General features: G+C 69.1%; 29 protein-coding genes, 1 tRNA gene and 1 riboswitch. Of the genes, 18 read left to right on the forward strand and 12 right to left on the reverse strand.

Annotation, left to right across the window (positions count from 1 at the left end):
- Positions 1–19 precede the first annotated feature (19 nt).
- Positions 20–364, forward strand: coding sequence for a hypothetical protein (locus ACIQM3_RS12470; protein WP_401622760.1), 345 nt, complete (start codon positions 20–22; stop codon positions 362–364).
- 18 nt (positions 365–382) lie between these two features.
- Here the strand turns inward: ACIQM3_RS12470 and ACIQM3_RS12475 are convergent, their stop codons facing one another.
- Together ACIQM3_RS12475 and ACIQM3_RS12480 are read right to left on the reverse strand one after the other, a co-directional pair.
- Entirely contained in the window at positions 383–967 is a 585-nt protein-coding gene (locus ACIQM3_RS12475; protein ID WP_401622763.1) for an isochorismatase family protein, read from the reverse strand.
- A 235-nt stretch (positions 968–1,202) separates the two neighbouring features.
- Positions 1,203–2,531 (reverse strand): nicotinate phosphoribosyltransferase, encoded by a 1,329-nt coding sequence (locus ACIQM3_RS12480; RefSeq protein ID WP_401622766.1) that lies wholly within the window; start codon positions 2,529–2,531, stop codon positions 1,203–1,205.
- An 88-nt stretch (positions 2,532–2,619) separates the two neighbouring features.
- Between ACIQM3_RS12480 and clpS the strand changes: the two genes are divergently transcribed.
- The 7 genes from clpS to ACIQM3_RS12515 all read left to right on the forward strand — a co-directional run bounded on the left by clpS (position 2,620) and on the right by ACIQM3_RS12515 (position 7,419).
- Positions 2,620–2,928: an ATP-dependent Clp protease adapter ClpS gene (clpS, locus tag ACIQM3_RS12485; protein ID WP_031100168.1), complete on the forward strand. Its 309-nt coding sequence runs from the start codon at positions 2,620–2,622 to the stop codon at positions 2,926–2,928.
- Positions 2,929–2,969: 41 nt separating this feature from the next.
- Positions 2,970–3,557 (forward strand): DUF2017 domain-containing protein, encoded by a 588-nt coding sequence (locus tag ACIQM3_RS12490; protein ID WP_401622769.1) that lies wholly within the window; start codon positions 2,970–2,972, stop codon positions 3,555–3,557.
- Positions 3,558–3,868: 311 nt separating this feature from the next.
- Positions 3,869–5,299 carry an amino acid permease gene (locus ACIQM3_RS12495; protein WP_401622771.1) on the forward strand — a complete coding sequence of 477 codons (1,431 nt, stop codon included), beginning with the start codon at positions 3,869–3,871 and terminating at the stop codon, positions 5,297–5,299.
- Between the two features lie 112 nt (positions 5,300–5,411).
- Positions 5,412–5,846, forward strand: a complete 435-nt coding sequence (locus ACIQM3_RS12500; RefSeq protein ID WP_393766304.1) for a Mov34/MPN/PAD-1 family protein — start codon at positions 5,412–5,414, stop codon at positions 5,844–5,846.
- 119 nt (positions 5,847–5,965) lie between these two features.
- Positions 5,966–6,079 carry a putative leader peptide gene (locus tag ACIQM3_RS12505; RefSeq protein WP_401622773.1) on the forward strand — a complete coding sequence of 38 codons (114 nt, stop codon included), beginning with the start codon at positions 5,966–5,968 and terminating at the stop codon, positions 6,077–6,079.
- Positions 6,080–6,190: 111 nt separating this feature from the next.
- Positions 6,191–6,469, forward strand: coding sequence for a MoaD/ThiS family protein (locus ACIQM3_RS12510; RefSeq protein WP_401622776.1), 279 nt, complete (start codon positions 6,191–6,193; stop codon positions 6,467–6,469).
- Complete coding sequence (locus ACIQM3_RS12515) at positions 6,469–7,419, forward strand: cysteine synthase (RefSeq protein WP_362926942.1); 951 nt, start codon at positions 6,469–6,471, stop codon at positions 7,417–7,419. The genes ACIQM3_RS12510 and ACIQM3_RS12515 overlap by 1 nt, the downstream gene beginning before the upstream one ends.
- Positions 7,420–7,506: 87 nt before the next feature.
- Here ACIQM3_RS12515 and ACIQM3_RS12520 read toward each other — a convergent pair whose 3' ends face one another.
- Positions 7,507–7,977: a type II toxin-antitoxin system PemK/MazF family toxin gene (locus ACIQM3_RS12520; protein WP_401622779.1), complete on the reverse strand. Its 471-nt coding sequence runs from the start codon at positions 7,975–7,977 to the stop codon at positions 7,507–7,509.
- Between the two features lie 172 nt (positions 7,978–8,149).
- Between ACIQM3_RS12520 and ACIQM3_RS12525 the strand changes: the two genes are divergently transcribed.
- The gene (locus tag ACIQM3_RS12525; RefSeq protein ID WP_401622782.1) at positions 8,150–8,902 is read left to right on the forward strand and encodes an MBL fold metallo-hydrolase; all 753 of its coding nucleotides are present in this window, start codon (positions 8,150–8,152) and stop codon (positions 8,900–8,902) included.
- Positions 8,903–8,988: 86 nt separating this feature from the next.
- Here the strand turns inward: ACIQM3_RS12525 and ACIQM3_RS12530 are convergent, their stop codons facing one another.
- Positions 8,989–10,254: a PTS transporter subunit EIIC gene (locus tag ACIQM3_RS12530; RefSeq protein WP_401622785.1), complete on the reverse strand. Its 1,266-nt coding sequence runs from the start codon at positions 10,252–10,254 to the stop codon at positions 8,989–8,991.
- 255 nt (positions 10,255–10,509) lie between these two features.
- Positions 10,510–11,769, reverse strand: coding sequence for a PTS transporter subunit EIIC (locus ACIQM3_RS12535; RefSeq protein ID WP_401622788.1), 1,260 nt, complete (start codon positions 11,767–11,769; stop codon positions 10,510–10,512).
- A gap of 221 nt (positions 11,770–11,990) precedes the next feature.
- Here ACIQM3_RS12535 and ACIQM3_RS12540 point away from each other — a divergent pair, with 221 nt between their 5' ends.
- The 4 genes from ACIQM3_RS12540 to rdgB all read left to right on the forward strand — a co-directional run bounded on the left by ACIQM3_RS12540 (position 11,991) and on the right by rdgB (position 14,211).
- On the forward strand, positions 11,991–12,224 hold the full coding sequence (locus tag ACIQM3_RS12540) for a glucose PTS transporter subunit EIIB (RefSeq protein WP_014156020.1): 234 nt from the start codon (positions 11,991–11,993) through the stop codon (positions 12,222–12,224).
- Between the two features lie 126 nt (positions 12,225–12,350).
- The gene (gene rph, locus ACIQM3_RS12545; RefSeq protein ID WP_401622791.1) at positions 12,351–13,088 is read left to right on the forward strand and encodes a ribonuclease PH; all 738 of its coding nucleotides are present in this window, start codon (positions 12,351–12,353) and stop codon (positions 13,086–13,088) included.
- Between the two features lie 112 nt (positions 13,089–13,200).
- Positions 13,201–13,587 (forward strand): hypothetical protein, encoded by a 387-nt coding sequence (locus ACIQM3_RS12550; RefSeq protein ID WP_401622794.1) that lies wholly within the window; start codon positions 13,201–13,203, stop codon positions 13,585–13,587.
- Positions 13,588–13,608: 21 nt separating this feature from the next.
- Complete coding sequence (rdgB, locus tag ACIQM3_RS12555; RefSeq protein WP_401622797.1) at positions 13,609–14,211, forward strand: RdgB/HAM1 family non-canonical purine NTP pyrophosphatase; 603 nt, start codon at positions 13,609–13,611, stop codon at positions 14,209–14,211.
- A gap of 58 nt (positions 14,212–14,269) precedes the next feature.
- Here the strand turns inward: rdgB and ACIQM3_RS12560 are convergent.
- The 5 genes from ACIQM3_RS12560 to bcp form a co-directional block, all read right to left on the reverse strand.
- Positions 14,270–14,353 (reverse strand) — tRNA-Leu (locus tag ACIQM3_RS12560).
- Positions 14,354–14,402: 49 nt separating this feature from the next.
- Positions 14,403–15,071 (reverse strand): HNH endonuclease, encoded by a 669-nt coding sequence (locus ACIQM3_RS12565; RefSeq protein WP_401622799.1) that lies wholly within the window; start codon positions 15,069–15,071, stop codon positions 14,403–14,405.
- Complete coding sequence (locus ACIQM3_RS12570) at positions 15,068–15,724, reverse strand: HNH endonuclease signature motif containing protein (RefSeq protein WP_401622802.1); 657 nt, start codon at positions 15,722–15,724, stop codon at positions 15,068–15,070. Before ACIQM3_RS12570 ends, ACIQM3_RS12565 begins: the two co-directional genes overlap by 4 nt.
- A 144-nt stretch (positions 15,725–15,868) precedes the next feature.
- Positions 15,869–17,365 carry a glycine betaine/L-proline transporter ProP gene (gene proP, locus ACIQM3_RS12575; protein WP_401622805.1) on the reverse strand — a complete coding sequence of 499 codons (1,497 nt, stop codon included), beginning with the start codon at positions 17,363–17,365 and terminating at the stop codon, positions 15,869–15,871.
- Between the two features lie 129 nt (positions 17,366–17,494).
- Positions 17,495–17,962, reverse strand: coding sequence for a thioredoxin-dependent thiol peroxidase (gene bcp, locus ACIQM3_RS12580; protein ID WP_401622808.1), 468 nt, complete (start codon positions 17,960–17,962; stop codon positions 17,495–17,497).
- 129 nt (positions 17,963–18,091) lie between these two features.
- Here bcp and ACIQM3_RS12585 point away from each other — a divergent pair, with 129 nt between their 5' ends.
- The 3 genes from ACIQM3_RS12585 to ACIQM3_RS12595 all read left to right on the forward strand — a co-directional run bounded on the left by ACIQM3_RS12585 (position 18,092) and on the right by ACIQM3_RS12595 (position 19,326).
- Entirely contained in the window at positions 18,092–18,439 is a 348-nt protein-coding gene (locus ACIQM3_RS12585) for a DUF3618 domain-containing protein (RefSeq protein ID WP_401622811.1), read from the forward strand.
- 75 nt (positions 18,440–18,514) lie between these two features.
- Positions 18,515–18,850 (forward strand): GroES family chaperonin, encoded by a 336-nt coding sequence (locus ACIQM3_RS12590; RefSeq protein WP_401624323.1) that lies wholly within the window; start codon positions 18,515–18,517, stop codon positions 18,848–18,850.
- Between the two features lie 53 nt (positions 18,851–18,903).
- Positions 18,904–18,970: riboswitch (guanidine-III (ykkC-III) riboswitch) on the forward strand.
- A 35-nt stretch (positions 18,971–19,005) separates the two neighbouring features.
- On the forward strand, positions 19,006–19,326 hold the full coding sequence (locus ACIQM3_RS12595; protein ID WP_099172860.1) for a multidrug efflux SMR transporter: 321 nt from the start codon (positions 19,006–19,008) through the stop codon (positions 19,324–19,326).
- A gap of 262 nt (positions 19,327–19,588) precedes the next feature.
- On the opposite strand, the gene asnB is transcribed toward ACIQM3_RS12595, so the two are convergent.
- Both asnB and ACIQM3_RS12605 read right to left on the reverse strand, forming a co-directional pair.
- Entirely contained in the window at positions 19,589–21,430 is a 1,842-nt protein-coding gene (gene asnB, locus ACIQM3_RS12600) for an asparagine synthase (glutamine-hydrolyzing) (protein ID WP_401622814.1), read from the reverse strand.
- Positions 21,431–21,792: 362 nt separating this feature from the next.
- Positions 21,793–24,273 (reverse strand): transglycosylase domain-containing protein, encoded by a 2,481-nt coding sequence (locus tag ACIQM3_RS12605; RefSeq protein WP_401622817.1) that lies wholly within the window; start codon positions 24,271–24,273, stop codon positions 21,793–21,795.
- Positions 24,274–24,420: 147 nt separating this feature from the next.
- Between ACIQM3_RS12605 and ACIQM3_RS12610 the strand changes: the two genes are divergently transcribed.
- The gene (locus tag ACIQM3_RS12610; protein WP_401622819.1) at positions 24,421–25,221 is read left to right on the forward strand and encodes an ABC transporter permease; all 801 of its coding nucleotides are present in this window, start codon (positions 24,421–24,423) and stop codon (positions 25,219–25,221) included.
- The gene (locus ACIQM3_RS12615) at positions 25,214–26,086 is read left to right on the forward strand and encodes an ABC transporter permease (protein ID WP_401622821.1); all 873 of its coding nucleotides are present in this window, start codon (positions 25,214–25,216) and stop codon (positions 26,084–26,086) included. Before ACIQM3_RS12610 ends, ACIQM3_RS12615 begins: the two co-directional genes overlap by 8 nt.
- Positions 26,087–26,103: the final 17 nt, after the last annotated feature.

Raw genomic sequence — 26,103 nt, forward strand, 5'->3', positions numbered from 1 at the left:
TTACGGGGGAGCGCGAAGCATGGCAGGCGGAGGTTTCTGCAGGTTGCCCAACGGCACTGTGGTGGTGGCACTGACCCTGAACAGCCCGGCCGGGGGGTCCGGGCCAGGAGAGCCCGTGCGGGTGCTGGTCCACGCGGCGAACCGGGCGCGCGCCCTGACCAGGCTGCGCAACCTCGGACTGCGGGCCGTCTACCTCAGGGGCAACACCCAGCCGCCCACCCCGGACGAGATAACGGCGGTCCTGCACCACCCCGACGGGCTGCTCTGGCGCACGGCGCCGCAGACCGGCCAGGAGCTCTGGCACCCCATACGGGCGCTGCTGGGCTCCTCCGGCTACGCGGGCCCGGCCCGCCCGGCGGCCTGAGCGCCGCCGGCCGGCCCGTCAGACGACCGGCTTGCCGGACAGCTCCACGCCGGCGGTCCGCAGCGCCTCCAGGGCCCGCTCCGTGGTTCCCTCCGCGACACCGGCGGTGAGGTCCAGCAGCACGTGCGTGGCGAAGCCCTCGCGGGCCGCGTCCAGGGCGGTGGCCCGCACGCAGTGGTCCGTGGCGATGCCGACGACGTCGACCGCGGTAACGGACCTGTCCCGCAGCCACTGGGCGAGCCCCGTGCCGTTCTCGTCGACGCCCTCGAAGCCGCTGTACGCCGCGGCGTACGCACCCTTGTCGAAGACGGTGTCGATCGCGCCGGACGCCACGGCGGGGGCGAAGTTCGGGTGGAAGCCCACGCCCTCCGTGCCGGCGACGCAGTGGGGCGGCCAGGAGTGCTCGAAGTCGGGCGCGACGGAGAAGTGGTCCCCGGGGTCGATGTGGTGGTCGCGGGTGGCCACGACGTGGCTGTAGCCGGGCTGGGCCTCACCGATCAGGTCGGTGATGGCGGCGGCGACATCGGCGCCGCCCGCCACCGCGAGGCTGCCGCCCTCGCAGAAGTCGTTCTGAACGTCGACGACGATCAAGGCGCGATGCATGACGGTTGTCCTTCGGTGGGGGTTCCGGCGAGTTCCGCGGACCGGTGCGGTGGGGATGCCACCGAGCCTAGAGACTCGGCGCACCCTGCGGGAGGGGGCACACACATCGGCTCTCCCTCCCCTGCGCGCCCGGCCGTGCGGGGCCGGTGCCGGAGGGACCCGGTCCGGCCGCGCCGGGGGCTCACCGGCGGCCGGGGGCGCACGGGCGGGCAGGTGTCACATGTACCCCGGAGCCTCACACGTACTCCGTGGGCAGCACCGGCTCCCCCCGGGACAGCTGCATCGCCGACATCGGCAGCCCCGCCCGGGCCGCGATGTGCCGGTCCCGCGCCGCCTCCAGCGGCTCCCTGGCGACCACCTCGCCGCCCCTGACCAGCTCCACCTGGAGCTGCCGGCCGACGAGCTCCGCCGGTACGTCACCGGTGCCGATCACCTCGGCCTCGGCCGCCCCGGCCTCGTCCAGCCGGCGCGCGGCCCACTTGCGGCCGCCCCTCGACGACTTCGCGCCCAGCGACTTCTTCACCACCGGCAGCAGCGGATCGGCCGGATCGGCGGTCCGCGCACGCGCCACCAGCTTGTAGACCATGGAGCACGTGGGGTGCCCACTCCCGGTGACCAGCTGCGTGCCCACCCCGTAGGTGTCGACGGGCGCGGCGGCCAGCGAGGCGATCGCGTACTCGTCCAGATCGGACGTCACCACGATCTTCGTCTCCGTGGCACCCAGCTCGTCCAGCTGCTGCCTGACCCGGTGCGCGACGAGCAGCAGGTCGCCCGAGTCGATCCGTACGGCCCCGAGCTCCGGGCCCGCGACCTCCACCGCCGTACGGACGGCCTCGGTCACGTCGTACGTGTCGACGAGCAGCGAGGTCCCCCGCCCCAGCGAGTCCACCTGCGCCTGGAAGGCGTCCCGTTCGCTGTCGTGCAGGAGCGTGAAGGCGTGCGCGCTCGTCCCGACGGTCGGGATGTTGTAGCGGAAGCCGGCCGCCAGGTCCGAGGTGGTGTGGAAGCCGCCGATGTACGCGGCACGGGCCGAGGCCACCGCCGACAGCTCGTGCGTGCGCCGCGCGCCCATCTCGATGAGCCTGCGGCCGCCGGCGGCGGACGACATCCGGGACGCGGCGGCGGCGATCGCCGAGTCGTGGTTCAGGATCGACAGGATCACCGTCTCCAGGAGCACGCACTCCGCGAAGGAGCCCTCGACCCGCAGGAGCGGCGAGCCCGGGAAGTAGACCTCGCCCTCCGGGTAGCCCCAGATGTCGCCGCTGAAACGGTAGTCGGCCAGCCAGTCGACGGTGCGGCCGTCCACGACGTGCTGGTCGCGCAGGAAGGCGAGCATCTCGTCGTCGAAGTGGAAGTTCTCCACCGCGTCCAGCACCCGCCCGGTGCCCGCGACGACGCCGTAGCGCCGGCCCTCGGGCAGCCGGCGGGTGAAGGCCTCGAAGACGGAGCGCCGGTCCGCGGTGCCCGCCTTCAGTGCGGCCTGCACCATCGTGAGCTCGTACTGGTCGGTGAAGAGCGCGGTCGACGGGACACCGACCCGTCGCCCAAGGTCCGCTGAGTTCATGACAGGGATGCTACTCCCTATTCGTCAAACTGACGAGATGGGGGCGCCGTTTGTGCGTGGGGCCCTCTCTGGTGGCAGCATGGGGTAGGTGAGCGTTGCTGCCCCCGTAGAGATCGAACGTCCCGAATCGGCCGAGGAGACCTTCGCCGTCCCTGAGCCCGATGTCCCCTGGGTGACGCTGGTGCACAACGACCCGGTCAACCTCATGAGCTATGTGACGTATGTCTTCCAGGCCTACTTCGGCTACTCGAAGGACAAGGCGCACAAGCTGATGCTCGACGTCCATCAGAAGGGCCGCGCGGTCGTCTCCAGCGGCAGCCGCGAGGAGATGGAGCGCGATGTCCAGGCCATGCACGGCTACGGGCTCTGGGCCACGCTGACCCAGGACCGCAACTGACCCGACCGCTGCCCTCCGTCCGACCCACCATCGGAGAATTCATGGCCGGCCATTTCCAGGCCACCCCAGGCGGCGGCGCGTCCGTCGCGCTCGACGAGGTCGAGGTCGCCATCCTGCGCTCCCTCGCCGTCCAGCTGCTCGAACTGATCGGCCCGGGCGACCAGCCCGTCGAGGGCGAGGACCCGCTCGCCGCCCTCTTCGCCGAGGGACCCAGCGAACCGCCCGCCGACCCCGCCCTGGCCCGGCTCTTCCCCGAGGCGTACGGCGACGCGGACAAGGAGCTGCGCGAGGCCTCCGCCGAGTTCCGCCGCTTCACCGAGAACGACCTGCGCACCCGCAAGCGCGAGGACGCCCTCGCCGTCGTACGGTCGCTCGACGCGCTCTCGCCCGTGGCCGACAGCGGTGCGGTGCTCACCCTCACCCCCGACGAGTGCCACCACTGGCTGGGCTCCCTCAACGACCTCCGGCTCACCATCGGCACCCGCCTGGAGGTGTCCGACGAGGACGAGGGCCAGGACGGATCGCTCTACCGGCTCCCCGACAGCGATCCGCGCAAGCCGATGGTGATGGCGTATCTCTGGCTCGGCGCACTGCAGGAAACCCTCGTCGAAACGCTGATGCCCGACTGACCCCGGCCGGCGCGACGGGTTCGCTCAACGGATGCTCAAATCCGAATAACGATCCAGTCACCTGAATGGCTCTCTTTGCAGCGGCTGGAAACCCTTGTCCGCTTTTTCCTGTGGCGTGCGCCACATAATGACCGGTGGCCTCACCGGGTACCCGTGATAAATCTTCACGACCGCCCGGGGACGCCACCCCTGTCCCCGGGGGCGCTACGAGCCGGCCGAACGCCGGCGGCACTCCATCCATATCCGGGGGGATCAGGACCTGATCCGACGCCGACGACGGCGCGGATCGGCGTGGAGAAAGGCGCACCACCATGACATCGGCGCAGGTCGACAACGGACAGGCGGACGGCCCGAAGGCCGTCGACGCCCCGGCGGGCGAGGGCTACCAGCGTGGCCTGGGGGCCCGCCAGATCCAGATGATCGCCATCGGCGGAGCCATCGGCACGGGGCTCTTCCTCGGCGCGGGCAAAGCCATCGACAGAGCCGGCCCCAGCCTCATCCTGGCGTACGCCATCGCGGGCCTCGTCATCTTCTTCATCATGCGCGCCCTGGGCGAACTCCTCATGTACCGCCCGGTGTCGGGCTCCTTCTCGGAGTACGCGCGCGAATTCCTCGGCCCCTTCTTCGGATTCGTCACCGGCTGGACGTACTGGCTCTTCTGGGTCGTCACCGGAATCACCGAAGTCACCGCCGCAGCCACCTATATGACGTACTGGTGGGATATCCCGCAATGGCTGTCCGCGCTGGTGTTCACCATCATTCTGTACGGTGCCAACCTGATCTCCGTGAAGCTCTTCGGCGAGCTCGAGTTCTGGTTCTCGATGGTCAAGGTCACCGCGATCCTCGGCATGATCCTCATCTGTGCCGGAGTGCTCACGATCGGCTTCTCCGACGCCGGTGACACCGCGACCGTCGCCAACCTGTGGAACGACGGCGGCTTCTTCCCCGAAGGCATCAGCGGCACGCTGATGACCCTCCAGATCGTGATGTTCGCGTTCCTCGCCGTCGAACTCGTGGGCGTCACCGCGGGCGAGTCCAAGGACCCGAAGACCGTCCTGCCCAAGGCCATCAACACCGTGCCGTGGCGCATCGCCGTCTTCTACGTCGGCGCGCTGATCATGATCCTCTCCGTGGTCCCGTGGAGCACCTTCAAGCCCGGCGTCTCGCCGTTCGTCGCCGCGTTCGAGGAGATGGGCCTCGGCATCGGCGCCGCGATCGTCAACTTCGTCGTGCTCACCGCGGCGCTCTCCTCCTGCAACTCCGGCATGTACTCCACCGGGCGCATGCTGCGGGACCTCGCGCTCAACGGGCAGGGCCCCAAGGCCTTCACCAAGCTGACGAAGAACGGCCTCCCGCTGGTCGGCACCACGTTCTCCGCCGCGCTGATGCTCGTCGGCGTGTGGATCAACTACCAGTGGCCGGGCGACGCGTTCAACTACGTCGTCTCCTTCGCGACCATCTCCGGCATGTGGGCCTGGATCATGATCCTCGTCTGCCAGATCCGCTACCGCGCCAAGGCCGACCGCGGCGAACTGCCCCAGTCCACCTTCAAGGCACCCGGAGCGCCGTTCAGCAGCTGGTTCGCCCTCGCCTTCATCGGCCTCGTCATCGTCATGATGGCCATCGACAAGGACGCCAGGATCTCGCTCTACTGCGCACCGGTGTGGGGCCTGATCCTCGGTGTCTCCTACCTGGTGCTCAAGGCCCGCAACCCCGAGAACACCGCCTTCGCCAAGCGCTGACCCGCGCCACGGCGCCTCCGGGACACCGGCCGCCCCAACGGTCATGTCCGGCATCCGGGCCCTCCCGTACCACCCCTCGGTACGGGAGGGCCCGTCTGCTTATCCTGGCGCCATGCTGACCATCACCCGGACGCTCCACGACCAGATCGTCGCGCACGCCCGCGCGGACCACCCTGACGAAGCATGCGGAGTGGTCGCCGGCCCCGCCGGAGCGGGCCGCGCCGAACGCTTCATCCCCATGCTCAACGCCGCGCGCTCACCCACGTTCTACGAATTCGACTCCGCGGACCTGCTGAAGCTCTACCGCGAGATGGACGACCGCGACGAGGAGCCGGTGATCATCTACCACTCCCACACCGCGACCGAGGCCTACCCCTCCCGCACCGACGTCACCTACGCCAACGAGCCCGGCGCCCACTACGTGCTGGTCTCCACCGCGGACACCGACGACGCGGGCCCCTTCCAGTTCCGCTCGTACCGCATCGTGGACGGCGAGATCACCGAGGAAGAGGTCGAGGTCGTCGACGCCTACCCCACCGCGGCATGACGCCCCGGGGCCGCTCCGGCAGTACCGGCCCCTCTCGAGAGTCCACATGGCGAACGCTCACCATCCACAATGTGGGATCACACTCCGGTCCCGGGGTAGGGAATCGATACGATGAGCGCATGGTTCCCCATGACGTGAGCGAAAAGGCCCCGGGCACGCTGCTCGTCGCGCGGCTGCACGTCGACCTGTGCAGGCTCTCCAGCGCGATCTGTCCGGCTGCCGCCTGCCCGTGAACCGCACGGCCTGAGCCGCGGTCCGAGCGCAACCACGTACGCACCACCCCAGCGCGGGGGCACAAACGCGCGCCCCACGCCACCTCCACGCTTTCGACAGGAGCCCACGCCATGGCCATCGAGGTCCGCATCCCGACCATCCTCCGCACCTACACCGACGGCGCCAAGGCCGTCGAAGGCAGCGGGGAGACCCTCGCCGACCTCCTCGCCGACCTGGAGACCCGCCACACCGGCATCCGTGAGCGCATCGTCGACGGCGACCAGCTCCGCCGCTTCGTGAACGTCTACCTCAACGACGAGGACGTCCGCTTCCTCGACGGCATCTCCACGAAGCTCGCCGACGGCGACAACGTCACCATCCTCCCGGCCGTCGCCGGCGGCATGCGCTGATGCGGTACGACTCCCCGCTGGCGGCCGTGGGCAACACCCCCCTCGTCCGCCTCCCGCGGCTGTCCCCGTCCGAGGACGTCCGTGTCTGGGCCAAGCTCGAGGACCGCAACCCCACCGGCTCGATCAAGGACCGCCCCGCGCTCCACATGGTCGAGCAGGCGGAGAAGGACGGCCGCCTGACACCCGGCTGCACCATCCTCGAGCCCACCAGCGGCAACACCGGCATCTCGCTCGCCATGGCGGCCAGGCTCAAGGGCTACCGCATCGTCTGCGTCATGCCGGAGAACACCTCGCAGGAGCGCCGCGACCTGCTCACCATGTGGGGCGCCGAGATCATCTCGTCCCCCGCCGCGGGCGGCTCCAACACCGCCGTACGCGTGGCCAAGGAACTCTCCGCCGAGCACCCCGACTGGGTCATGCTCTACCAGTACGGCAACCCGGACAACGCCGGCGCCCACTACGCCACCACCGGCCCGGAGATCCTCACCGACCTCCCGTCCATCACCCACTTCGTCGCGGGCCTCGGCACCACCGGCACCCTCATGGGCGTCGGCCGCTACCTCCGCGAGAACAAGCCCGACGTCAGCATCGTCGCCGCCGAACCGCGCTACGACGACCTCGTCTACGGCCTGCGCAATCTCGACGAGGGCTTCGTCCCCGAGCTCTACGACGCCTCCGTACTCACCACCCGCTTCTCCGTCGGATCCGCCGACGCCGTCACCCGCACCCGGGAGCTCCTCCAGCAGGAGGGCATCTTCGCGGGCGTCTCCACCGGCGCCGCACTCCACGCCGCCATCGGCGTCGGCCGCAAAGCCGTCAAGGCGGGGGAGTCCGCGGACATCGTCTTCGTCGTCGCGGACGGCGGCTGGAAATACCTGTCGACCGGCGTCTACACCGCCCCCACGACGGAAGCCGCCATCGAGACCCTGCACGGCCAGCTCTGGGCCTGACCGGCCATCGAGCCGCCCGGCACCGGCGGCCACGCACCCCAGGAGGCGCGGAACGGGAGCGAATCCCGTCCCGCGCCTCCCGCACGCTCACCCCAGCCCGCGCACCCGCCCCCACACCGCGCCGTCCAGCTCGCCCGCCTTCCGGCGGAACCCGGACACCGCCACATCCCGCAACTCGTCCGTCTCCAGGAAGCTCTGCCGCCCCCGCGCATCCCCCACCGAACCCGGCGGCAGAGCGATCACACCCGGCCGCTCCTCATGATGCCTGCTGGTGATCTTGGCGACGACCGCCGTGCCACCCCGCACCGACAGCACGAGACACGGCCGGTCCTTGGACCCGGGCCCGTCCTCGAACGGCACATCCGCCCACCAGATCTCCCCGGGCCGCGGCAGACCGTGCGGGCGCCCCTTCTTCCGCTCCGGAGCCCGCCCCGGAGGCCGAGTCCGCCCGCCCGGCCGCCGCGGCCCACGCCCGCCGCGCCCCCGCGCGTCGGAGACCGTCGCCACGAGCGCCAACAGGACAACGGCGACCAGCGCCACCCACCACCACGTGTTCATATCCCGACCGTACCGGCGCCCGACGACACGCCGCCTTCCATCGAACCGGTGACAGCACAGGTGAGTTCCCCCACAACGGCAGGCCGTGGAGGAGCGACCACCGGTTTCGCGCCTTACGCTCGACGGACCGCACGAACCCTCCCCGTTCCCACGCCTCGGAGGTTCACGCTCCATGAAGCTCACCGTCGTCGGCTGCTCCGGCTCGTTCCCGTCCGCGGGTTCGGCATGCTCGAGCTACCTCGTAGAGGCCGACGGCTTCCGGCTGCTCCTCGACATGGGCAACGGCGCCCTGGGCGAGCTGCAGCGCCATGTGGGTCTCTACGACCTCGACGCCATCTTCCTCAGCCACCTCCATGCCGATCACTGCATCGACATGTGCGCGTACTTCGTCGTCCGCTACTACCGCTTCGACGGCGGGCGCCCCGCCGCGATCCCCGTGTACGGCCCCGACGGCACCGAGCAGCGCCTCACCACGGCCCACGCCGACACCCCGTCCGACCACGCGATGGGCGAGGTCTTCGACTTCCACACGCTGAAGTCCGGATCGTTCGAGATCGGCCCCTTCTCGGTCCGCACGGAGAAGCTCCGCCACCCCGTCGACACCTTCGGCATCAGGGTCGAGCACAACGGGCGCTCGCTCACCTACTCCGGCGACACTGGCACCTGCGAGGCGCTGGCCGAACTCGCCGAGGGCGCCGATCTGTTCCTCTGCGAAGCATCGTTCGTCCACGGCAAGGAGGACATCCCGGACCTCCACCTCAACGGCCGCGAAGCAGGCGAATACGCCGCCCGCGCCGGAGCGGGGCGCCTCGTCCTCACCCACATCCCGCCGTGGACGGACGCCGAACGCAACCTCGCCGACGCACGCGAGGTCTACGACGGGCCGGTCGAGCTGGCGGTGCCGGGCGCGGTGTACGAGATCTAGGGCCCGCCCCACCCCGGACTCGCAGAAGCCCCACCTCCCCGCGCGGGAAGGTGGGGCTTCTGCGTGGCGTACGAAGACCGGCCGGACTACTTGGCCTCGGCCTTCTGGAGCTCGGCGAGCTCCTCGTCGGACTCGCGGCCCGGGGTGGGCAGGTTGAACTTCGTGATCGCGAACCGGAAGACCACGTAGTAGACGACCGCGAAGCAGAGGCCGACCAGCACCAGCAGCCAGGGCTTCGTCGCGATGCCCAGGTTGAGGAAGAAGTCGACCGCACCGGCCGAGAATCCGAAGCCGTCCTTCATGCCCAGCCCCCACGTGAGGGCCATCGAGACACCGGTCAGCACCGCGTGGATCGCGTACAGCACCGGCGCGATGAACATGAACGTGAACTCGATCGGCTCGGTGACACCCGTCACGAACGCGGTGGCGGCGAGCGAGAACATCATGCCGCCGACGACCTTGCGGCGCTCCGGACGGGCACAGTGGACGATCGCGAGGCAGGCCGCCGGAAGGGCGAACATCATGATCGGGAAGAAGCCGGTCATGAACTGCCCGGCGGTCGGGTCGCCGGCCAGGAAGCGGTTGATGTCACCGCTCTTGCCCTCGTAGGAACCGGCCTGGAACCACGGGAACGAGTTGAGCAGGTGGTGCATGCCGACGGGGATCAGCGCACGGTTGGCGACACCGAAGATGCCCGCGCCGACAGCACCCGAACCGACGAGCCACTCACCGAAGTTGTGCAGCCCGGTACCGAGCACCGGCCAGATGTAACCGAACACGATACCGATCAGCAGACCCGCGAACGCGGAGAGGATCGGGACCAGGCGGCGGCCGCCGAAGAAGCCGGCCCAGGCGGGCAGCTTCGTCCGGTAGAACTTCTGGTACAGCAGGGCGACGACTATGCCCATCACGACACCGCCGAGCACACCGGCGTTGACCGGCGCCTCGTTCATGACGATCTTGCCGTCCACCACGCTCGCGACCTTGGGCAGGTTGCTGTCGGTGAAGGTGGCGAGGACGTTCTTGAAGACCAGGTAGCCGGTGACCGCCGCGAGGGCGGTGGAACCGTCGGACTTCTTGGCGAAGCCGATCGCGATACCGACGGCGAACAGCAGCGCCATGTTGTCGAGGATCGCGTTGCCGCCCGCCGCCATGAAACCGGCGATCTTGACGATGAAGTCCGGGAACGAGTCGCGCCCGAGCATGTCCGGGTTACCGAGACGGACCAGAAGCGCGCCCGCGGGCAGCACGGCGACCGGCAGCATGAGGCTGCGGCCGATGCGCTGCATGACGGCCATGACGCCCGCGCCCTTCTTCTTCTCGGGTGCCGGCGCAGCGGTATCCGTACTCATCAACTTCCTCCATGGGGCAAGGTGCCGCCCATGCCGTTGATCGAAGGGAGGCGGCAACTTGAGGAACGCGGCGGGAAAACGCGCGCGTGGTCTGGACCACTCAGTGGTGTAGACCAGTTTTAGCACGGTGAGGGATGGATAAGGAACCTGCAATTCCCTCCCATTTGCCGCGTAGTTCCACCGCCACCCTGGGTGACACGGCGAAGGCCCCCGGACCGTCAGGTCCGGGGGCCTCGCGGAGGAGCTGGGGAACCTCTACTTCGTGAGGTCCTCCTCGATCTTGTCCTCCTCCTCCAAGGGCTCACGCCCCGGGGTCTGGAGGTTGAACTTGGTGATCGCGAACCGGAAGATCACATAATAGATCACCGCGAAACACAGCCCGATCGGGATGATCAGCCACGGTTTCGTATCCAGATGCCAGTTGACGACGTAGTCGATCAGCCCGGCCGAGAAGCTGAACCCCGCGTGCACACCGAACGCCCAGGTGACCCCCATCGAGACCCCGGTCAGAATCGCGTGCACCCCGTACAGCAGCGGAGCGACGAAGAGGAACGAGAACTCCAGCGGCTCCGTCACCCCGGTCACGAACGACGTCAGCGCCACCGACAGCATCAGACCGGACACTTCTTTACGCCGCTCCGGACGGGCGCAGTGGGCGATGGCCAGCGCGGCGGCCGGCAGGCCGAACATCATGATCGGGAAGAACCCAGAGGTGAACTGCCCCGCCGACGGGTCCCCGGCGAAGAAGCGCGAGATGTCGCCCTGGACGGTGCCGCCGTCGTCCCCGGTGAACTCGCCCGCCTGGAACCAGAAGAACGTGTTCAGGAACTGGTGCATGCCGATCGGGATCAGCAGCCGGTTGGCGAAACCGAAGATCGCCGCGCCCCAGGCGCCCAGGTCGATCAGCTGCTTGGAGAACCACGTCAGGGCGTCGCCCACCGGCTGCCACAGCAGCCCGAACAGCACGCCCAGGATCACGCAGAGGAACGCCATCAGGATCGGCACCAGCCGACGCCCGTTGAAGAAGCCGAGCCAGTCGACCAGCTTGGTGCGGTGGTAGCGCTGCCAGACCACGGCGGTCAGCAGCCCGATGAGGATGCCCCCCAGGACCCCGGGGTTCTGCGGCACTCCGTCCGGCGTCGCCTCCGTCACCGAGTCGTCCACCGGGAACGCCGCCAGTACGCCCCGGTAGACGAGGAAGCCGACGACCGCGGCGAGCGCCGTCGAGCCGTCGGCCTTCTTCGCGAAGCCGATCGCGACGCCGATGCAGAAGAGCAGCGGCAGGCCCACCTCGCCGTCGAGGATCGCCGTGCCGCCGTTGAGGAGGACCTTCGCGAACTTGTCCCAGAAGGCGCCGTGCAGCGAGGAGTCGAAGAGGTTGCCGAGGCTGACGAGGAGACCTGCGGCGGGCAGCACGGCCACGGGCAGCTGCAGGCTGCGGCCGACCTTCTGCAGGCCCTGGACCGGCCCGTTCCACCACTTCCGCTGCGATGCTGCCGCCGCGTTCGCACTCATCGGCATCCTCCCGGAACACACCTGGTTTGGCGGGCGTTGCAAACTGGTGTAGACCAGTCGCGATACGGTGCGGAGCCCTGCCGGAAGGCAGGGCGCCGGTGATCGTCATCATTGGGGACTGCGCGGTTACCCGCCCGTGAAGTTGGGCCAACCGTGCGTTACCGTGACGAAACGGACCCACGGTGGGCCGCCGCACGCACGAACAGACCAGGGAGAAGGACATGGCCAGCAAGGCTGAGAAGATCGTCGCCGGGCTCGGCGGCATCGAGAACATCGACGAGATCGAAGGCTGCATCACCCGCCTCCGTACCGAGGTCCACGACCCCAGCAAGGTCGACGAAGCCGCGCTCAAGGCCGCCGGCGCCCACGGCGTCGTCAAGATGGGCACCGCGATCCAGGTCGTCATCGGCACCGACGCCGACCCCATCGCCGCCGACATCGAAGACATGATGTGACCGGCTGACCGGCCGGCCCACCCAGGTCCGCACGCAGGCCCCGCTCCACCCGCCCCGACCGGCCAGGAGCGGGGCCTGCGGTGCACCCGAACGGACCCGGCCGCGGCAGCCGATAGGCTCGACGCCATGTCTCGTATCGACGGCCGCACCCCCGAACAGCTCCGCCCCGTCACCATCGAACGCGGATGGAGCAAGCACGCCGAAGGCTCCGTACTCATCTCCTTCGGTGACACCAAGGTCTTCTGCACCGCCTCCGTCACCGAGGGCGTCCCGCGCTGGCGCAAGGGCAGCGGCGAAGGCTGGGTCACCGCCGAGTACTCCATGCTGCCCCGCTCCACCAACACCCGCGGCGACCGCGAATCCGTACGCGGCAAGATCGGCGGCCGCACCCACGAGATCAGCCGGCTCATCGGCCGCTCCCTGCGCGCCGTGATCGACTACAAGGCCCTCGGCGAGAACACCATCGTCCTCGACTGCGACGTCCTCCAGGCCGACGGCGGAACCCGCACCGCGGCCATCACCGGCGCGTACGTCGCCCTCGCCGACGCCATCGCCTGGGCCCAGGGCAAGAAGATCATCAAGCACGGCCGCAAGCCCCTCACCGGCACCGTCGCCGCGATCAGCGTCGGCATCGTCGACGGCCTCCCCCTCCTCGACCTCTGCTACGAGGAGGACGTCCGCGCCGAGACCGACATGAACGTCGTCTGCACCGGCGACGGCCGCTTCGTCGAGGTCCAGGGCACCGCCGAGGCCGAACCCTTCGACCGCGCCGAGCTCAACGCACTCCTCGACCTCGCCACCGCCGGCTGCACCGACCTGGCCAAGCTCCAGGAAGAGGCACTCGCCCGCACCCTCGGCGAGTAAAGCCGGGTAAAGAAGCAACCAAATACGCAGCGCACGGCGTCGTGACGAGTACGGGCGCACGGGTCGAACCGTGCGCCCGTCCACGTATCCACCCCCGGGGAGGGACCGCACCATGGCCTCGCGCCGCCACCGCACCGCACTCGTCGTCACGACCACCCTGCTGACCCTCACCGCAGCCGTCGGCTGCGGCGCCGTCGACAAGGCCCTGGACTGCGTCCGCACCGCCGACGCCATCGCCACCAGCGTCGACAACCTCCAGCAGGCGATATCCAACGCCTCGAACGACCCGACGCAGGCCTCGGAAGCCCTGGACCAGATCGACAAGGAGCTCAAGGACCTCGGCGACACCACGGACAACGCCGACCTGAGCAAGGCCGTCGACGGCCTCCAGGCAGGCGTCACCAACGTCCGTGACTCCATCGACAAGGGCGACGCCACCCCCGACATCACCCCGGTCACCGACGCGGCCACGGAGATCGGCAAGGTCTGCACCCCGTGACCGGGCGGCGATAATCGACGCATGACGCGCCTGATCCTCGCCACCCGCAACGCCGGGAAAATCACCGAACTCCACGCGATCCTCGCCGACGCGGGCCTCACCCACGACCTCGTCGGCGCGGACGCGTACCCCGAGATCCCCGACGTCAAGGAAACCGGCGTCACCTTCGCCGAGAACGCCCTCCTCAAGGCCCACGCCCTGGCCCAGGCCACCGGCCATCCCGCCATCGCCGACGACAGCGGCCTCTGCGTCGACGTGCTCGGCGGAGCCCCCGGCATCTTCTCGGCCCGCTGGTCCGGCGCCCACGGCAACGACGCGGCCAACCTGGACCTGCTCCTCGCCCAGCTCGGCGACATCTCCGACCCCCACCGCGGGGCCTACTTCGCCTGCGCCGCGGCCCTGGCCCTCCCCGACGGCACGGAACGCGTGGTCGAGGGCCGCCTCGAAGGCACCCTGCGCACCGCCCCCGCCGGCGGGTACGGCTTCGGCTACGACCCGATCCTCCAGCCGGACGGCGAGAGCAGGACCTGCGCGGAGCTCACCCCGGACGAGAAGAACGCGATCAGCCACCGGGGGAAGGCGTTTCGGGCGCTGGTGCCGGTGGTGCGGGAGCTGGTGGGGTAAGTCTCCTGGCATAGAAACGGCCTGCGAATCGAACCTTCGATTCGCAGGCCGTTCGGTGTGCGGCGGAAGGGATTCGAACCCTCAAGCCGTTTCACGGGCCACAGATCCTAAGTCTGCTGTGTCACCATTGCACCACCGCCGCTAGCCGCCTGCCATCGTACCGGGCGGGTCGCGGAGGTGGTAAGCGAGTATCAGGGGCGCACCGCTCGTCGGGGGCCCCCTCGGCACCATGTGGTCGTGATGGCGTGGCAGTTCGGGCACAGGAGTCGAAGGTTTTCGGCGCGGTCGTCGCTCCAGTCGCCGTTGATGTGATCGATCTCCAGGGTGATCGGACGTCCGCGCCAGACCGGTTCCGTGCCGCACCCGTCGCACCGCTGAGGCACGCCGATCTCGGAGAGGGCTCGACGCAACAGCACGGTCTTCGTCCGGCGCCTGCCGTCATGCTTCACCAGTAGATCCTCGGGGCGCCTGGTGGGCGTCGGGGCGGGCTTGCCACGCTGGTGTGCCTGGCCCAGGAAGTGGGAGGTCGTCATGCCTTCTTCCTCGATCCAATGGCGCAGGAGCTTTCGTTGGTGACTGTTGTCCCTGCGACCTAGCTTGCGCAGCAGCTCCGCATGGGAGTGGGAGTTCGCCACAGCCTCACCGAGCCTTTCCCGGGTCGGACGCGAGGCGACGGTGTCGGAACCGCAGTGGCTGAAGTGGGAGACGTCAATTCCGTAGTGGCCGAACCGGCGTAGCAGGTAGCGGCGGAGCTGCTCGTATGGATGTGTGCCGAAGAAGGCTATGACCTCGTCGATGTCCGAACAGCGTGCCGCGGCTTCGGTCAGCCGCTCACGGGTGTACTGCTTCCGATGGGTCATCGACTGGCGCGCTCGGGGCGGCGTCCCTTGCTGCGACCGCGATATGTGTCCGTGGTCGAGTGGCAGTTGGGACAGAGAAGCCGCAAATTCTCCAGACGGTTATCGCGCCAGTTTCCGTTGATGTGGTCTACCTCGAGCGGCAGTGGGAGACCCTGCCAGACCGGTTCCGTCTCGCACAGGGCGCAGCGCTCCACGACGCCGAGTGCCGACATGGCGGCCTTGAGGCGGGCGCCGGGAACTCGACGAGTGTGCGGTGCGGCGTCTTCCACCAGCAACTCCTCGGGGGTGCGCCGACGCTGCTTCATTCCTGCCCTGGAGGGCTGAGCGAAGTGCGAGGTATCGATGTCGTACGCCCTGATGCGTCGGGTGATGTTCGTGTGGTGGCCCCCCACCGCTTCGAGGCCGAGGCGATGGAGCACCTCGTAGACGCTGCTAGACGCGGCCACCACAGGTCCGAGGACTTCCTTGGTCCACCGAGCACCTTCACGCTCGAAGTGACCGGTGGTGATGCCCATTTTCTTCATGCGCTCACGAAGGTAGACCCGTGTCGAACTCTTCGGATCGACCCCCAGTTTCGTCAGTGCCTCCGAGAGCGTCCGTGACGACGAGGCCGCCTCTGCGAGGCGCTCTCGGGTGTACGGGCTTACTGGCATTCCCCCTCCGTATCCGGCCGCGCGTTCGCGGCCTCGTACGGAGCAACGAACCGTTAATCGGATGGTCACGTCCGCAATGCGATGAGATGCGGAAGGGCCCGTACCGCTTCGTGACGGTACGGACCCTTCCTGGGGGGACGGGGTTCAGAACTTCGGGTCCGGGCTCTGGGCGTGGACCAGTTCGGCCGCTTCCTCTTCGGTCTCCACCGAGGGCGGGGAGCCGGCCAGGGGCTGGTTGGCGGTCTCCTTCATGCAGGCCACCGCGATCACGCCGATCAGGGCCGCCGCCATCGCGTAGTACGCCGGCATCAGGTTCGAGCCGGTCCAGCTGATCAGGGCGGTGATCACCAGCGGGGTCGTGCCGCCGAAGATCGAGGCCGAGAGGTTGTAGCCGACCGAGAGGGAGCCGTAGCGCACGTTGGTCGGGAACAGCGCCGGGAGGGCGGCGGACATCGTGCCCAGCATGCAGACCAGGGAGAGGCCCATCATCACCATGCCGATGGTGATCGCCGGAATGCTTCCCTGGCGGATGAGGAGGAACGACGGCAGTGACAGGAACAGGAAGCCGAGCATCCCGGCCATCAGCAGCGGCTTGCGGCCGAAGCGGTCCGAGAGCTTGCCGAACTGGCTGATGATCAGCATCAGGAAGACCATGACGGCGAGCAGGATGAGCAGGCCGTGGGTCTCGCTGTAGCCGAGCTCGTCCGAGAGGTACGTCGGCATGTACGACAGCAGCATGTAGTCGGTGATGTTGTACGCGCCGACGAGGGCGATGCAGAGGATCAGCGTCGGCCAGTACTGACTGAAGATCTTGGCGAGGTCGCCCTTGGCGGTGGACTCGACGTGGTCGGCGGCCTCCGTGGCGTGGGCGGTGCCGCCCTCCAGCTTCTGGAAGGCGGGGGTCTCGTCCAGGCGGAGTCGCAGGTAGAGGCCTACGAGGCCGAGGGGACCGGCGACGAGGAACGGGATGCGCCAGCCCCAGGACTCCATCTGGCCGGTGTCCAGGAGGGCGTAGAGGAGGGTGACGAGCCCGGCGGCGCCGACGTAGCCGGCCAGGGTGCCGAACTCGAGGAAGCTGCCGAAGAATCCGCGGCGCTTGTCGGGGGCGTACTCGGCGATGAAGGTCGAGGCGCCGCCGTACTCGCCGCCGGTGGAGAAGCCCTGGAGCATCCGGAAGAAGATGAGCAGGACCGCCGCCCAGACGCCGATGGTGCCGTGGGAGGGGATGAGACCGATCGCGAAGGTGCCGATCGCCATGAGGATCATGGTGAGGGCCAGGACCTTCTTACGGCCGATCTTGTCACCCATAGGGCCGAAGAACATGCCGCCGAGGGGCCGGACGAGGAAGGCCACGGCGAAGGTCGCGAAAGACGAAAGGAGCTGGGTGGTGTCGTTCGTCGAGGGGAAGAAGACATGCCCGATGGTGACGGCCAGGTAGGAGTAGATACCGAAGTCGAACCACTCCATGGCGTTACCGAGCGACGCCGCTTTCACCGCCCGCTTGACCGCCTGGTCGTCGGTGATGGTGATGTCGGTCCGACGGAGCCGCGGGTTCTGGCGCTTCCGGATGGCCCGGAAGAGCGCTGGGTGGCGTTTGACCGCATCAGGGTCGGCCGCCTGGTGGGGGTCGGAGGCCGCCATGGCCGGTTCCTTTCGTCGAACGGTGTTCCAGGAAAGGCTTCTGCGCAGTCATGGCGGTTGCAAACCGAATCAACGGATGATTGCGAGCTCGCTCACACCCATTTCGGCCGAGATCCCCACGAACCGGGGTCAGATTCCGAGATCCTTGATGATCTTGGCGACGTGGCCGGTCGCCTTGACGTTGTAGAGGGCCTTCTCCACCTTGCCCTCTTCGTCGACCACAATCGTGGAGCGGATCACACCTGTCACCACTTTGCCGTAGAGCTTCTTCTCGCCGAACGCGCCGTAGGCCTCCAGGGTCTCCTTGGAGGGGTCGCCGACCAGTGTGACCTTGAGGTTCTCCTGCTCGCGGAACTTCGCGAGCTTCTCCGGCTTGTCCGGCGACACGCCGATGACGTCGTAGCCGGCTCCGGTGAGGAGGTCCAGGTTGTCCGTGAAGTCGCAGGCCTGCTTGGTGCAGCCGGGGGTAAGTGCGGCGGGGTAGAAGTAGACGATGACCTTGCGGCCCTTGTGGTCCGCGAGCGAGATCTCGTTTCTGTCGGCGTCCGGAAGGGTGAAGGCGGGGGCGGTGTCGCCGGTCTGGAGTCGCTCGCTCATTTTTCTCCTCGAGTGGCACGCGTGCTGTGTGGCACCGAGCGTAATAGGGGGTGCCGCCGGGTGTAGGGGCGCCCGAGCTGACAGACTGTCGATGAAGGTTTACCCGACGACGACCACGGAGGCGGCGCAGTGTCGGATGCCAGGACCCCTGCGCAGATCGAGGCGGACATCATCAGCAGGCGTGAGCAGCTTGCGGTGGTGCTGGACGAGATCGGGGTGCGGGTGCACCCGAAGACGATGATGGGTGACGCGAAGGCCAAGGTCGCGTCGACGGTGGACCGGACGGCCGGGCGTGCGTTCGTCGCCGTGAACCGTTCGGTTTCGGACGTGAGGGCGCAGTTCGTGGCGGAGGACGGTTCGCCGCGACTGGAGCGGGTGATTCCGGCGGCGCTGGTGGTGGTCGGGGTCGTCGCGTTGCTGACGGTGTCCTCCCGGTCCTCGGGGTCTTCCCGGGGCGCGCGCCGCAGGAGGCGTTGAAAGCGGTCTCCGTGCGGCCCTGGGGCGTGCGGAGGGGGTCGATGCAGGTAGGTTCGGGTCGTGAGCGACAACGGCATGAGCAACATGGACGACAAGCTGCCGATCCGGATGCTGCACGACCGTGTGCTGGTGCGGTCGGATTCGCCCGAGGGTGAGCGGCGGTCGGGTGGCGGGATCCTGATTCCGGCGACGGCGGCGGTCGGCCGGCGTCTGGCGTGGGCCGAGGTGGTCGCTGTCGGCCAGAACGTGCGGACCGTGGAGCCGGGTGACCGGGTGCTGTACGACCCCGAGGACCGTGCCGAGGTCGAGGTGCGGGGTGTGGCGTACGTGCTGATGCGGGAGCGGGATCTGCACGCGGTGGCCGCGGACCGGTTCGAGGGTTCGGTGGATTCGACCGGGCTCTATCTGTAGGCAGGTGTGGGGTGAGTGGGCCTGGTGACCGTTGTCACCAGGCCTTTCTGCTGTTTGTTGCTAGGCTGGTGTGATCCCGACGAGACGCGCCGTACCGGGTTTCCGCAAAGACGACGCACCCGTGTTGTTCGCGTGTTTCGTCGTGGAGGTCTGTCGTGGCGTGGGTTCTGTTGATCGTCGCCGGTCTGCTGGAAGTGGGCTGGTCGATCGGGATGAAGTACACCGAGGGGTTCACCCGGCTGTGGCCGAGTGTGTTCACCGGCCTGGGGATCGTGGCCAGCATGATGCTGCTGTCGCAGGCGGCGAAGACGCTGCCGATCGGTACGGCGTACGGCGTGTGGGTGGGGATCGGTGCGGCCGGTGCGGCGGTGCTGGGCATGGTGGTGCTGCACGAGCCGGTGACCGCTGCCCGTATTTTCTTCGTCTGTCTGCTGCTGGTGGCTGTCGTGGGTCTGAAGGCGACGTCCGGGCACTGAGGGCTGTCGCGGGGGGGGGGGGGGGGGGCGGCCCCCCCCCCCCCGGGGGGGGGGGGGGGGGGGGGGCCGCCCCCCCGGGGGGGGGGGGGGGGGGCGGGGGGGGGGGGGGGGGGGGGGGGGGGGGGGGGGGGGGGGGGGGGGGGGGGGGGGTGGGGGGGGGGGGGGGGGGGGGGGGGGGGGGGGGGGGGGGGGGGGCGGGCGCGGGGGGGGGGGGGGGGGGGGGGGCGCCCCCCCGGCCCCCGCAGCCCGGGTTTGTGTCGGGTCAGGACAGCACCAGCTCCGGGGAGTACATGTCGAGCCAGAGGGCGAGGTCGAGGGTGCGTTCGAGGCCGCGTCGCGACGCCTGGGAGATCTGTGGTGTGTCGCGGTTGGCGGCCTGTTCGACGCGTGCCGGGTCGACGAGCTCGAAGACCCGGTGCGAGGGGCGGGACAGCAGGTCCTTGGCGTGGTCCTGGAGCGCCAGGGCGTACTTGGGGTCCTGGGTGGAGGGGTACGGGCTCTTGACCCTGTCGTACACCGAGCGCGGCAGGACGTCGGCGGTGGCCTCGCGCAGCAGGCTCTTCTCCCGGCCGTCGAAGGACTTCAGTGCCCAGGGAGTGTTGTAGACGTAGTCGACGAGGCGGTGGTCGCAGAAGGGCACGCGTACCTCGAGGCCGACTGCCATGCTCGCCCGGTCCTTCCGGTCGAGCAGCACCCGGACGAAGCGGGTCAGGTGCTGGTGGCTGATCTTGCGCATCGTGTATTCGAAGTCGCTCTCGCCGTCGAGCCGCTGGATGCCTGAGACCGCGTCGCGGTAGCTGTCCGCGACGTATGACGTGAGGTCGAGGCGTGTGGTGAGGTCCGGGCGGAGTACGTCCGTGTCCTCGCCGAAGTGCCGGCTGAACTGTGCCAGCCAGGGGAAGGTCTCGGACTTGCGGGCCTCCTCGTCGAAGAACTGGAGGTAGCCGCCGAAGACCTCGTCGGCGGACTCACCGGACAGGGCGACCGTGGAGTGCTCGCGGATCGATTTGAAGAGCAGGTAGAGCGAGGCGTCCATGTCGCCGAAGCCCATGGGTATGTCCCGGGCGCGGATGACCCGGGAGCGCACCTCGGGGTCGGCGAGTGAGTCGGAGTCGAGCACGATGTCGCGGTGGTCGGTGCCCGCCATGCGGGCCACGTCGTGGACGAAGGGTGTGTCGGGGGTGCCGCGGAGTTCGTCGGCGACGAAGTTCTCGGTCTGGCCGGTGAAGTCGACGGCGAAGCTGCGGACGGTTTCACCGGTCTCGCCGAGCTGACGGGCCGCCAGTGCGGTCATCGCGGAGGAGTCGAGCCCTCCGGACAGCAGGGTGCAGCGGGGCACGTCGGAGACGAGCTGGCGACGCACGATGTCGTCGAGGAGTGAGCGGACGGTGGCGATGGTGGTGTCGCGGTCGTCCGTGTGCGGCCGGGTCTCCAGTTGCCAGTACACGTGTCGGCGCAGGCCGCCGCGGTCCACGGTGATGACGGTGCCGGGCTCGACCTCGTGCATGCCGTCCCACACCGCATGGCCGGGGGTCTTCACGAAGGTGAACAGTTCGCGTAGGCCGTCGAGGGTGACGCGGGGCTTGGCGAGCGGGTTGGTGAGGATGGCCTTGGGCTCGGACCCGAAGAGGACACCGTCGGGCGTCTCGTAGTAGTAGAAGGGCTTGATGCCCATGCGGTCGCGGATCATCACGAGCTTGTCGTGCCGTCCGTCCCACAGGGCGAAGGCGTACATGCCGTTGAGGCGTTCGGCGATCGCCTCGCCCCATTCCACGTAGCCGCGCAGCACGACCTCGGTGTCGGATTCGGTGGTGAACCGGTGGCCGCGCCGGGCGAGTTCCTGGCGGAGTTCGGTGTAGTTGTACGTCTCGCCGGAGTAGACGATGGCCACGGCGCCTTCGGGGGTGTCGACGGTCATGGGCTGGCGTCCGCCCGGCAGGTCGATGATGGCCAGCCGTCGGTGGCCGAGGCCGGCGGGTCCGCTGATCCAGGTTCCGCGGTCGTCCGGGCCGCGGCAGGACATCGTCTCCGTCATCGCGTCGAGTGTGTCGGCCGAGGCTCGAAGGTCGCGGTCGAAGGAAATCCAGCCGGTGATGCCGCACATCCGGTATTCCTCCTGCTTCCGGTCGCCGTCCGGCCTCCGGACCGCCGATTCCGGCGGGGGCGCCGGGGGAGGGCGGGCAGGTGGCACCGGCGAAACCAGTTGTAGTGAGCACCTATGTAATGAGCCTGTGACATGCCCCCGGCCCGGGTCAACCAGGTGGTGACATGCCGGGCGAGTTCACCCCGCGATTTTCGGACGCACACAGTGCGGCTCTTTGCGAAGACATGCCCATCGAAGGCCCGCCCCCGCCCGGTTGTGGGCTTCCGGAGGGGGCGGGCGTGGGCGTGGATCAAGCCATGGGCAAAGTCTTGGCCAACCAGGGCGGGCCGTATGCGATCCGTCGGTCCGCTTCGCCCGCTTGTTCAGGGGCGGGAGGGGCCGAGGAGGCCTTGGCCGTCCCTGCCGTGCTTCGTCTCCGTGCCGTCTCTGCCGTCCCTGCCGTCCTTCGTCTCCCTGCCGTCCCTGCCGTCCCGGTCCGTGCCGTCCCCGTCCTGACGGTCGGCAGGACGGCTCTCGGCGGCTTCCCTGCCGGCGGCCGGTGTGCGGGAGGGTGCGGCGGCAGGGGTGGCGGTGCGAGGTGTCCGTGGGGCCCGTGAGGCTTCGGAGCCGGCGTCCGGTGTGCGGTTGCGGGCGCGGTCCCGCTTCTCGCGGGAGTCTCCGGTGCCGGGTTCGTCGGTGCCTCCGGCTTCCTCGGTGTCCTCGGTGTCCTCGGTGTCCTCGCCCTCCGCGCTCTCGTCCGGGTCGGGCTCCTCGGGGCCTTCGTCGGCCTCGAGCTCGAAGCCCTGCACCTCGCTGCCCTCGAGTGCGGCCCGGGTGTAGGCGGCCCAGGTCTGGGCGGGGGCGCCGCCGCCGTTCATGCGTGCGAGGCCGAGTGCGCCGTAGAGGGGCTTCTGTACGCCGGTCCTGGGGTCCTGGCCCATGACGGCGATGACGGTGGCGAGGTCGGGGGTGTAGCCGGCGAACCAGGCGGCCCTGTCCTCCTCGGCGGTGCCCGTCTTGCCCGCCGCGGGGCGGCCCGCGCCCAGCGCGGCGGTGCCGGTGCCGCCGTCGACGACGCTCCGGAGGACGGAGGTGGTCGTGTCGGCGGCTTCGCGGCTGACGGCCCGCCGGGTCTTCCTGGCGGGGAGGTCCAGCTCGGTGCCGTCCTTGCTGATCTCGGCGACGAGCGTGTGGGGGCGCTGTCTGCCGTGGGCGGCGAGGGTGGCGTAGGCCGAGGTCATGTCGACGACGCTGGCGGTGGCGGGACCGAGTGCGATGGAGGGGGAGGCCGTGAGGTCGGGGGTGTCCTGGGGGATGCCGAGAGCGACCGCGGTGTCCTTGACCTCCTGGGGGCCGACGTCCTGCGCCATCTGGGCGTAGACGGCGTTGACGGATTTGTCGGTGGCCTCGCGGACGGTGATGGAGCCGTAGTCGACGTCGTCCTCGTTGGCGGGGGAGTAGCCGGTGGAGCCGACGGCGCTCTGGACGGTGCGCTTGTTGGTGCCGTCGTAGCGGGTGTTGGGGGTGATGGCGCGGTCCTTCTGGGTGCTGGACCCGTTGGCGAGGGCTGCGGCGAGGACGAACGGCTTGAAGGTGGACCCGACCTGGTAGTCGCGGCGGGTCGCGTTGTTGACGTACTGCTTGGTGTAGTCGACGCCTCCGTAGAGGGCGACGACGTGGCCGGTGGCGGGGTCGATGGAGGCACCGCCCGCACGGACGTTCCGGTCGGCTTCGCGGTCGTCGCTGGTCTTGGAGAGGACGTTGTCCTCGACGGCTTCGACGAGGGCGTCCTGCTTCTTCTTCTGGAGTGTGGTGGTGATGCGGTAACCACCGGTGGCGAGGGTGTCCGCGTCGATGATCTTGTTGGCGGTGAGGTAGTCCTCGACCGCCTGGACGATGTAACCGCGCTGGCCGGAGAGCGCGGTGGCGGGCTTGGCCTTGTCGGGGACGGGGAAGGTCATCGCGTCGCGGTCGGCGGCTCTGAGCCAGTCGTGCTTGACCATGCCGTCGAGCACGTAGTCCCAGCGGGCGAGGACGGCCTTCTTGTTCTCGGGGTGGGCGACGACGTCGTACGAGCTGGGGGCGTTGAGCAGGGAGGCGAGGTAGGCGCCTTCGCCGGCGTCGAGGTCTTCGACGTCCTTGCCGTAGTAGGCGTGGGAGGCGGCCTGGATGCCGTAGGCGTTGCGCCCGAAGTAGCTGGTGTTGAGGTAGCCCTCGAGGATCTCGTCCTTGCTCTGCTCGCGGTCGAGCTTGATGGAGATGAAGAATTCCTTGGCCTTGCGGACGACGGTCTGTTCCTGGCCGAGGTAGTAGTTCTTGACGTACTGCTGGGTGATGGTGGAACCGCCCTGCCTGCCCTTGCCGGTGACGGTGTTCCAGCCGGCGCGGAGGGTGGCCTTGATGTCGATGGCGTCCTCGGAGTAGAAGTCCCGGTCCTCGGCGGCGAGTACGGCGTGCTGGATGGTGGGGGGGATGCGGTCCAGCGGGATCTTCTCGCGGTTGATCTCGCCGTCCCGGGCGATGACGGTCTTCCCGTCCGCGTACACGTAGACGTTGGCCTGCGCGGTCGCGGCGGCGTTGGCGGCGGGGATGTCGATGAGCTGGTAGCCGGCGATGAATCCGCCGACGAGGAGCAGTGCGAGGAGTAGCACGCCGCCGAGGGTCATGCGCCAGGTGGGGATGGCGCGGCGCCAGCCGGTGCGCTTGGGCCGCTTGGGGCGTTTTTTGCGCCCCTCGGGTTCCTGTGCTCCGTTCGGGTGGCGGGAGTCGGAGGTGGGGGCCGCGGCCGAGTTGTCTCGGGGGGCCCAGCCCTGGGGGCCCTGCTGACCAGGGTCTCCGCCGTGCTGCGGTGGCTCTTGGCTCATGACTGTGGAGGCTCCTCGACTGCGGATGATTTTCCTATAGTGCACTTTTCGGACGGATAACCCTCGGATCCCTCCACGGAAATGGGGTCGCGGCGGCCGGACGCCGTGGACTAAGGTCGTGCGCTTTGGCGGATTGAGGGGGGCGAGGTGCGGCTCTATGCCGTGGTGGCGGCCGGTGGGTTCCGGCGGTATGCCACCTACCGGGTGGCGACGCTCGCGGGGGTGTTCACCAACACCGTCTTCGGTTTCATCATGGCGTACACCTACATCGCTCTGTGGGACGAGAGGCCGCAGCTCGGCGGCTACGACATGTCGCAGGCGCTGACCTACGTGTGGCTGGGTCAGGCACTGCTGATGACCTGCGCGATGATGGGCGGCGGCTTCGAGGACGAGCTCATGGAGCGGATCCGCACGGGTGACATCGCGGTCGATCTGTACCGGCCCGCCGATCTGCAGCTGTGGTGGCTGGCGGGGGACCTGGGCCGGGCCGCGTTCCATCTGCTGGGGCGCGGGATCGTGCCGATGGCGCTGGGGGCGATGGCCTTCGATCTCGCGATGCCGCGCTCTCCGTGGACCTGGCTGGCCTTTTTCGTGTCGGTGGCGCTGGGTGTCGTGGTGAGCTTCGGGGTGCGCTTCCTGGTCGCGCTGTCGGCGTTCTGGCTGATGGACGGGGCGGGCGCGATGCAGATCGCCTGGCTGGCCGGGCTGTTCTTCTCGGGGATGATGCTGCCGCTGACGCTGTTCCCCGGCTGGCTCGGGGAGCTGGCCCGCGCCCTGCCGTGGTCGTCGCTGCTCCAGGTCCCGGCCGATGTGTTCCTCGGCAGGTACGCGGGCTGGGATGTCGTGCGGGCGTACGCCTTCCAGGCCGGCTGGGCGGTGGTGCTGCTGCTGGCGGGGAGGCTCCTGCAGTCGGTGGCGACCAGAAGGGTGGTGGTCCAGGGTGGCTGAGGTCCGGATCGGGCGTGTCGCGGCCGTGGAGCCGGAGGTCGTGTCCGCCGAGCGGTCCCGGCTGGCCGAGGGGGTGCGGGCGTACGGGCTGATCGTGGCGATGTGGCTGCGCTCGACGATGGCGTACCGCGCGTCGTTCGTGATGACGACCGTCGGGAACTTCGTGTCGACGGCGTTCGACTTCGTCACGATCATGCTGATGTTCGCGCACGTCGACGTGCTGGGCGGTTTCACCCTGCCGGAGGTCGCGTTGCTGTACGGGACGTCGGCGACCGCGTTCGGGCTGTCCGATCTGGTGCTGGGGTCGATGGACCGGCTGGGGCGCCGGGTGCGGGACGGGACGCTGGACACGCTGCTGGTGCGGCCCGTCCCGGTGCTGGCGCAGGTGGCGGCGGACCGGTTCGCGCTGCGCAGGCTGGGGCGGATCACGCAGGGCCTGCTGGTGCTGGGTTACGCGCTGTTGACCCTGGACATCGACTGGTCGCCGCTGAAGGTGGTGATGCTGCCGCTGATGGTGCTGAGCGGCGCGGCGATCTTCGGGGCGGTGTTCGTGGTGGGGGCGGCGTTCCAGTTCTACGCCCAGGACGCCTCCGAGGTGCAGAACGCCTTCACGTACGGGGGCACGACGATGCTGCAGTACCCGCCGACGGTCTTCGCGAAGGACCTGGTGCGCGGGGTGACGTTCGTGGTGCCGCTGGCGTTCGTGAGCTGGCTGCCGGCCCTGTACGTGCTGGGGCGGGACTACCCGCTGGACCTGCCGCAGTGGGTGGCGTTCCTGCCGCCGGTGGTGGCGGCGGGGTGCTGGGTGCTCGCGGGGCTGGCATGGCGTGTGGGGCTGCGGTCGTACCGCAGCACGGGAAGCTGAGGAGTGGGCGTGGACGA

This window comes from Streptomyces sp. NPDC091271, from assembly GCF_044757505.1.
GTDB lineage: Bacteria > Actinomycetota > Actinomycetes > Streptomycetales > Streptomycetaceae > Streptomyces.

Bases quoted from the DNA above. Each gene is read 5' to 3' on its own strand.
- asnB (WP_401622814.1), bottom strand. From the start codon at position 21,430: ATGTGCGGCATCACCGGCTGGATTTCCTTCGACCGCGACCTTCGAGCC.
- bcp (WP_401622808.1), bottom strand. From the start codon at position 17,962: ATGAGCGAGCGACTCCAGACCGGCGACACCGCCCCCGCCTTCACCCTT.
- ACIQM3_RS12550 (WP_401622794.1), top strand. From the start codon at position 13,201: ATGGCCTCGCGCCGCCACCGCACCGCACTCGTCGTCACGACCACCCTG.
- ACIQM3_RS12570 (WP_401622802.1), bottom strand. From the start codon at position 15,724: ATGCCAGTAAGCCCGTACACCCGAGAGCGCCTCGCAGAGGCGGCCTCG.
- ACIQM3_RS12525 (WP_401622782.1), top strand. From the start codon at position 8,150: ATGAAGCTCACCGTCGTCGGCTGCTCCGGCTCGTTCCCGTCCGCGGGT.
- ACIQM3_RS12480 (WP_401622766.1), bottom strand. From the start codon at position 2,531: ATGAACTCAGCGGACCTTGGGCGACGGGTCGGTGTCCCGTCGACCGCG.
- ACIQM3_RS12495 (WP_401622771.1), top strand. From the start codon at position 3,869: ATGACATCGGCGCAGGTCGACAACGGACAGGCGGACGGCCCGAAGGCC.
- ACIQM3_RS12605 (WP_401622817.1), bottom strand. From the start codon at position 24,273: ATGAGCCAAGAGCCACCGCAGCACGGCGGAGACCCTGGTCAGCAGGGC.
- ACIQM3_RS12520 (WP_401622779.1), bottom strand. From the start codon at position 7,977: ATGAACACGTGGTGGTGGGTGGCGCTGGTCGCCGTTGTCCTGTTGGCG.
- ACIQM3_RS12590 (WP_401624323.1), top strand. From the start codon at position 18,515: ATGAGCAACATGGACGACAAGCTGCCGATCCGGATGCTGCACGACCGT.
- ACIQM3_RS12500 (WP_393766304.1), top strand. From the start codon at position 5,412: ATGCTGACCATCACCCGGACGCTCCACGACCAGATCGTCGCGCACGCC.
- ACIQM3_RS12565 (WP_401622799.1), bottom strand. From the start codon at position 15,071: ATGACCCATCGGAAGCAGTACACCCGTGAGCGGCTGACCGAAGCCGCG.
- ACIQM3_RS12535 (WP_401622788.1), bottom strand. From the start codon at position 11,769: ATGAGTGCGAACGCGGCGGCAGCATCGCAGCGGAAGTGGTGGAACGGG.
- ACIQM3_RS12490 (WP_401622769.1), top strand. From the start codon at position 2,970: ATGGCCGGCCATTTCCAGGCCACCCCAGGCGGCGGCGCGTCCGTCGCG.
- ACIQM3_RS12540 (WP_014156020.1), top strand. From the start codon at position 11,991: ATGGCCAGCAAGGCTGAGAAGATCGTCGCCGGGCTCGGCGGCATCGAG.
- rph (WP_401622791.1), top strand. From the start codon at position 12,351: ATGTCTCGTATCGACGGCCGCACCCCCGAACAGCTCCGCCCCGTCACC.
- ACIQM3_RS12515 (WP_362926942.1), top strand. From the start codon at position 6,469: ATGCGGTACGACTCCCCGCTGGCGGCCGTGGGCAACACCCCCCTCGTC.
- ACIQM3_RS12510 (WP_401622776.1), top strand. From the start codon at position 6,191: ATGGCCATCGAGGTCCGCATCCCGACCATCCTCCGCACCTACACCGAC.
- ACIQM3_RS12530 (WP_401622785.1), bottom strand. From the start codon at position 10,254: ATGAGTACGGATACCGCTGCGCCGGCACCCGAGAAGAAGAAGGGCGCG.
- ACIQM3_RS12470 (WP_401622760.1), top strand. From the start codon at position 20: ATGGCAGGCGGAGGTTTCTGCAGGTTGCCCAACGGCACTGTGGTGGTG.
- proP (WP_401622805.1), bottom strand. From the start codon at position 17,365: ATGGCGGCCTCCGACCCCCACCAGGCGGCCGACCCTGATGCGGTCAAA.
- ACIQM3_RS12475 (WP_401622763.1), bottom strand. From the start codon at position 967: ATGCATCGCGCCTTGATCGTCGTCGACGTTCAGAACGACTTCTGCGAG.
- ACIQM3_RS12505 (WP_401622773.1), top strand. From the start codon at position 5,966: ATGGTTCCCCATGACGTGAGCGAAAAGGCCCCGGGCACGCTGCTCGTC.
- rdgB (WP_401622797.1), top strand. From the start codon at position 13,609: ATGACGCGCCTGATCCTCGCCACCCGCAACGCCGGGAAAATCACCGAA.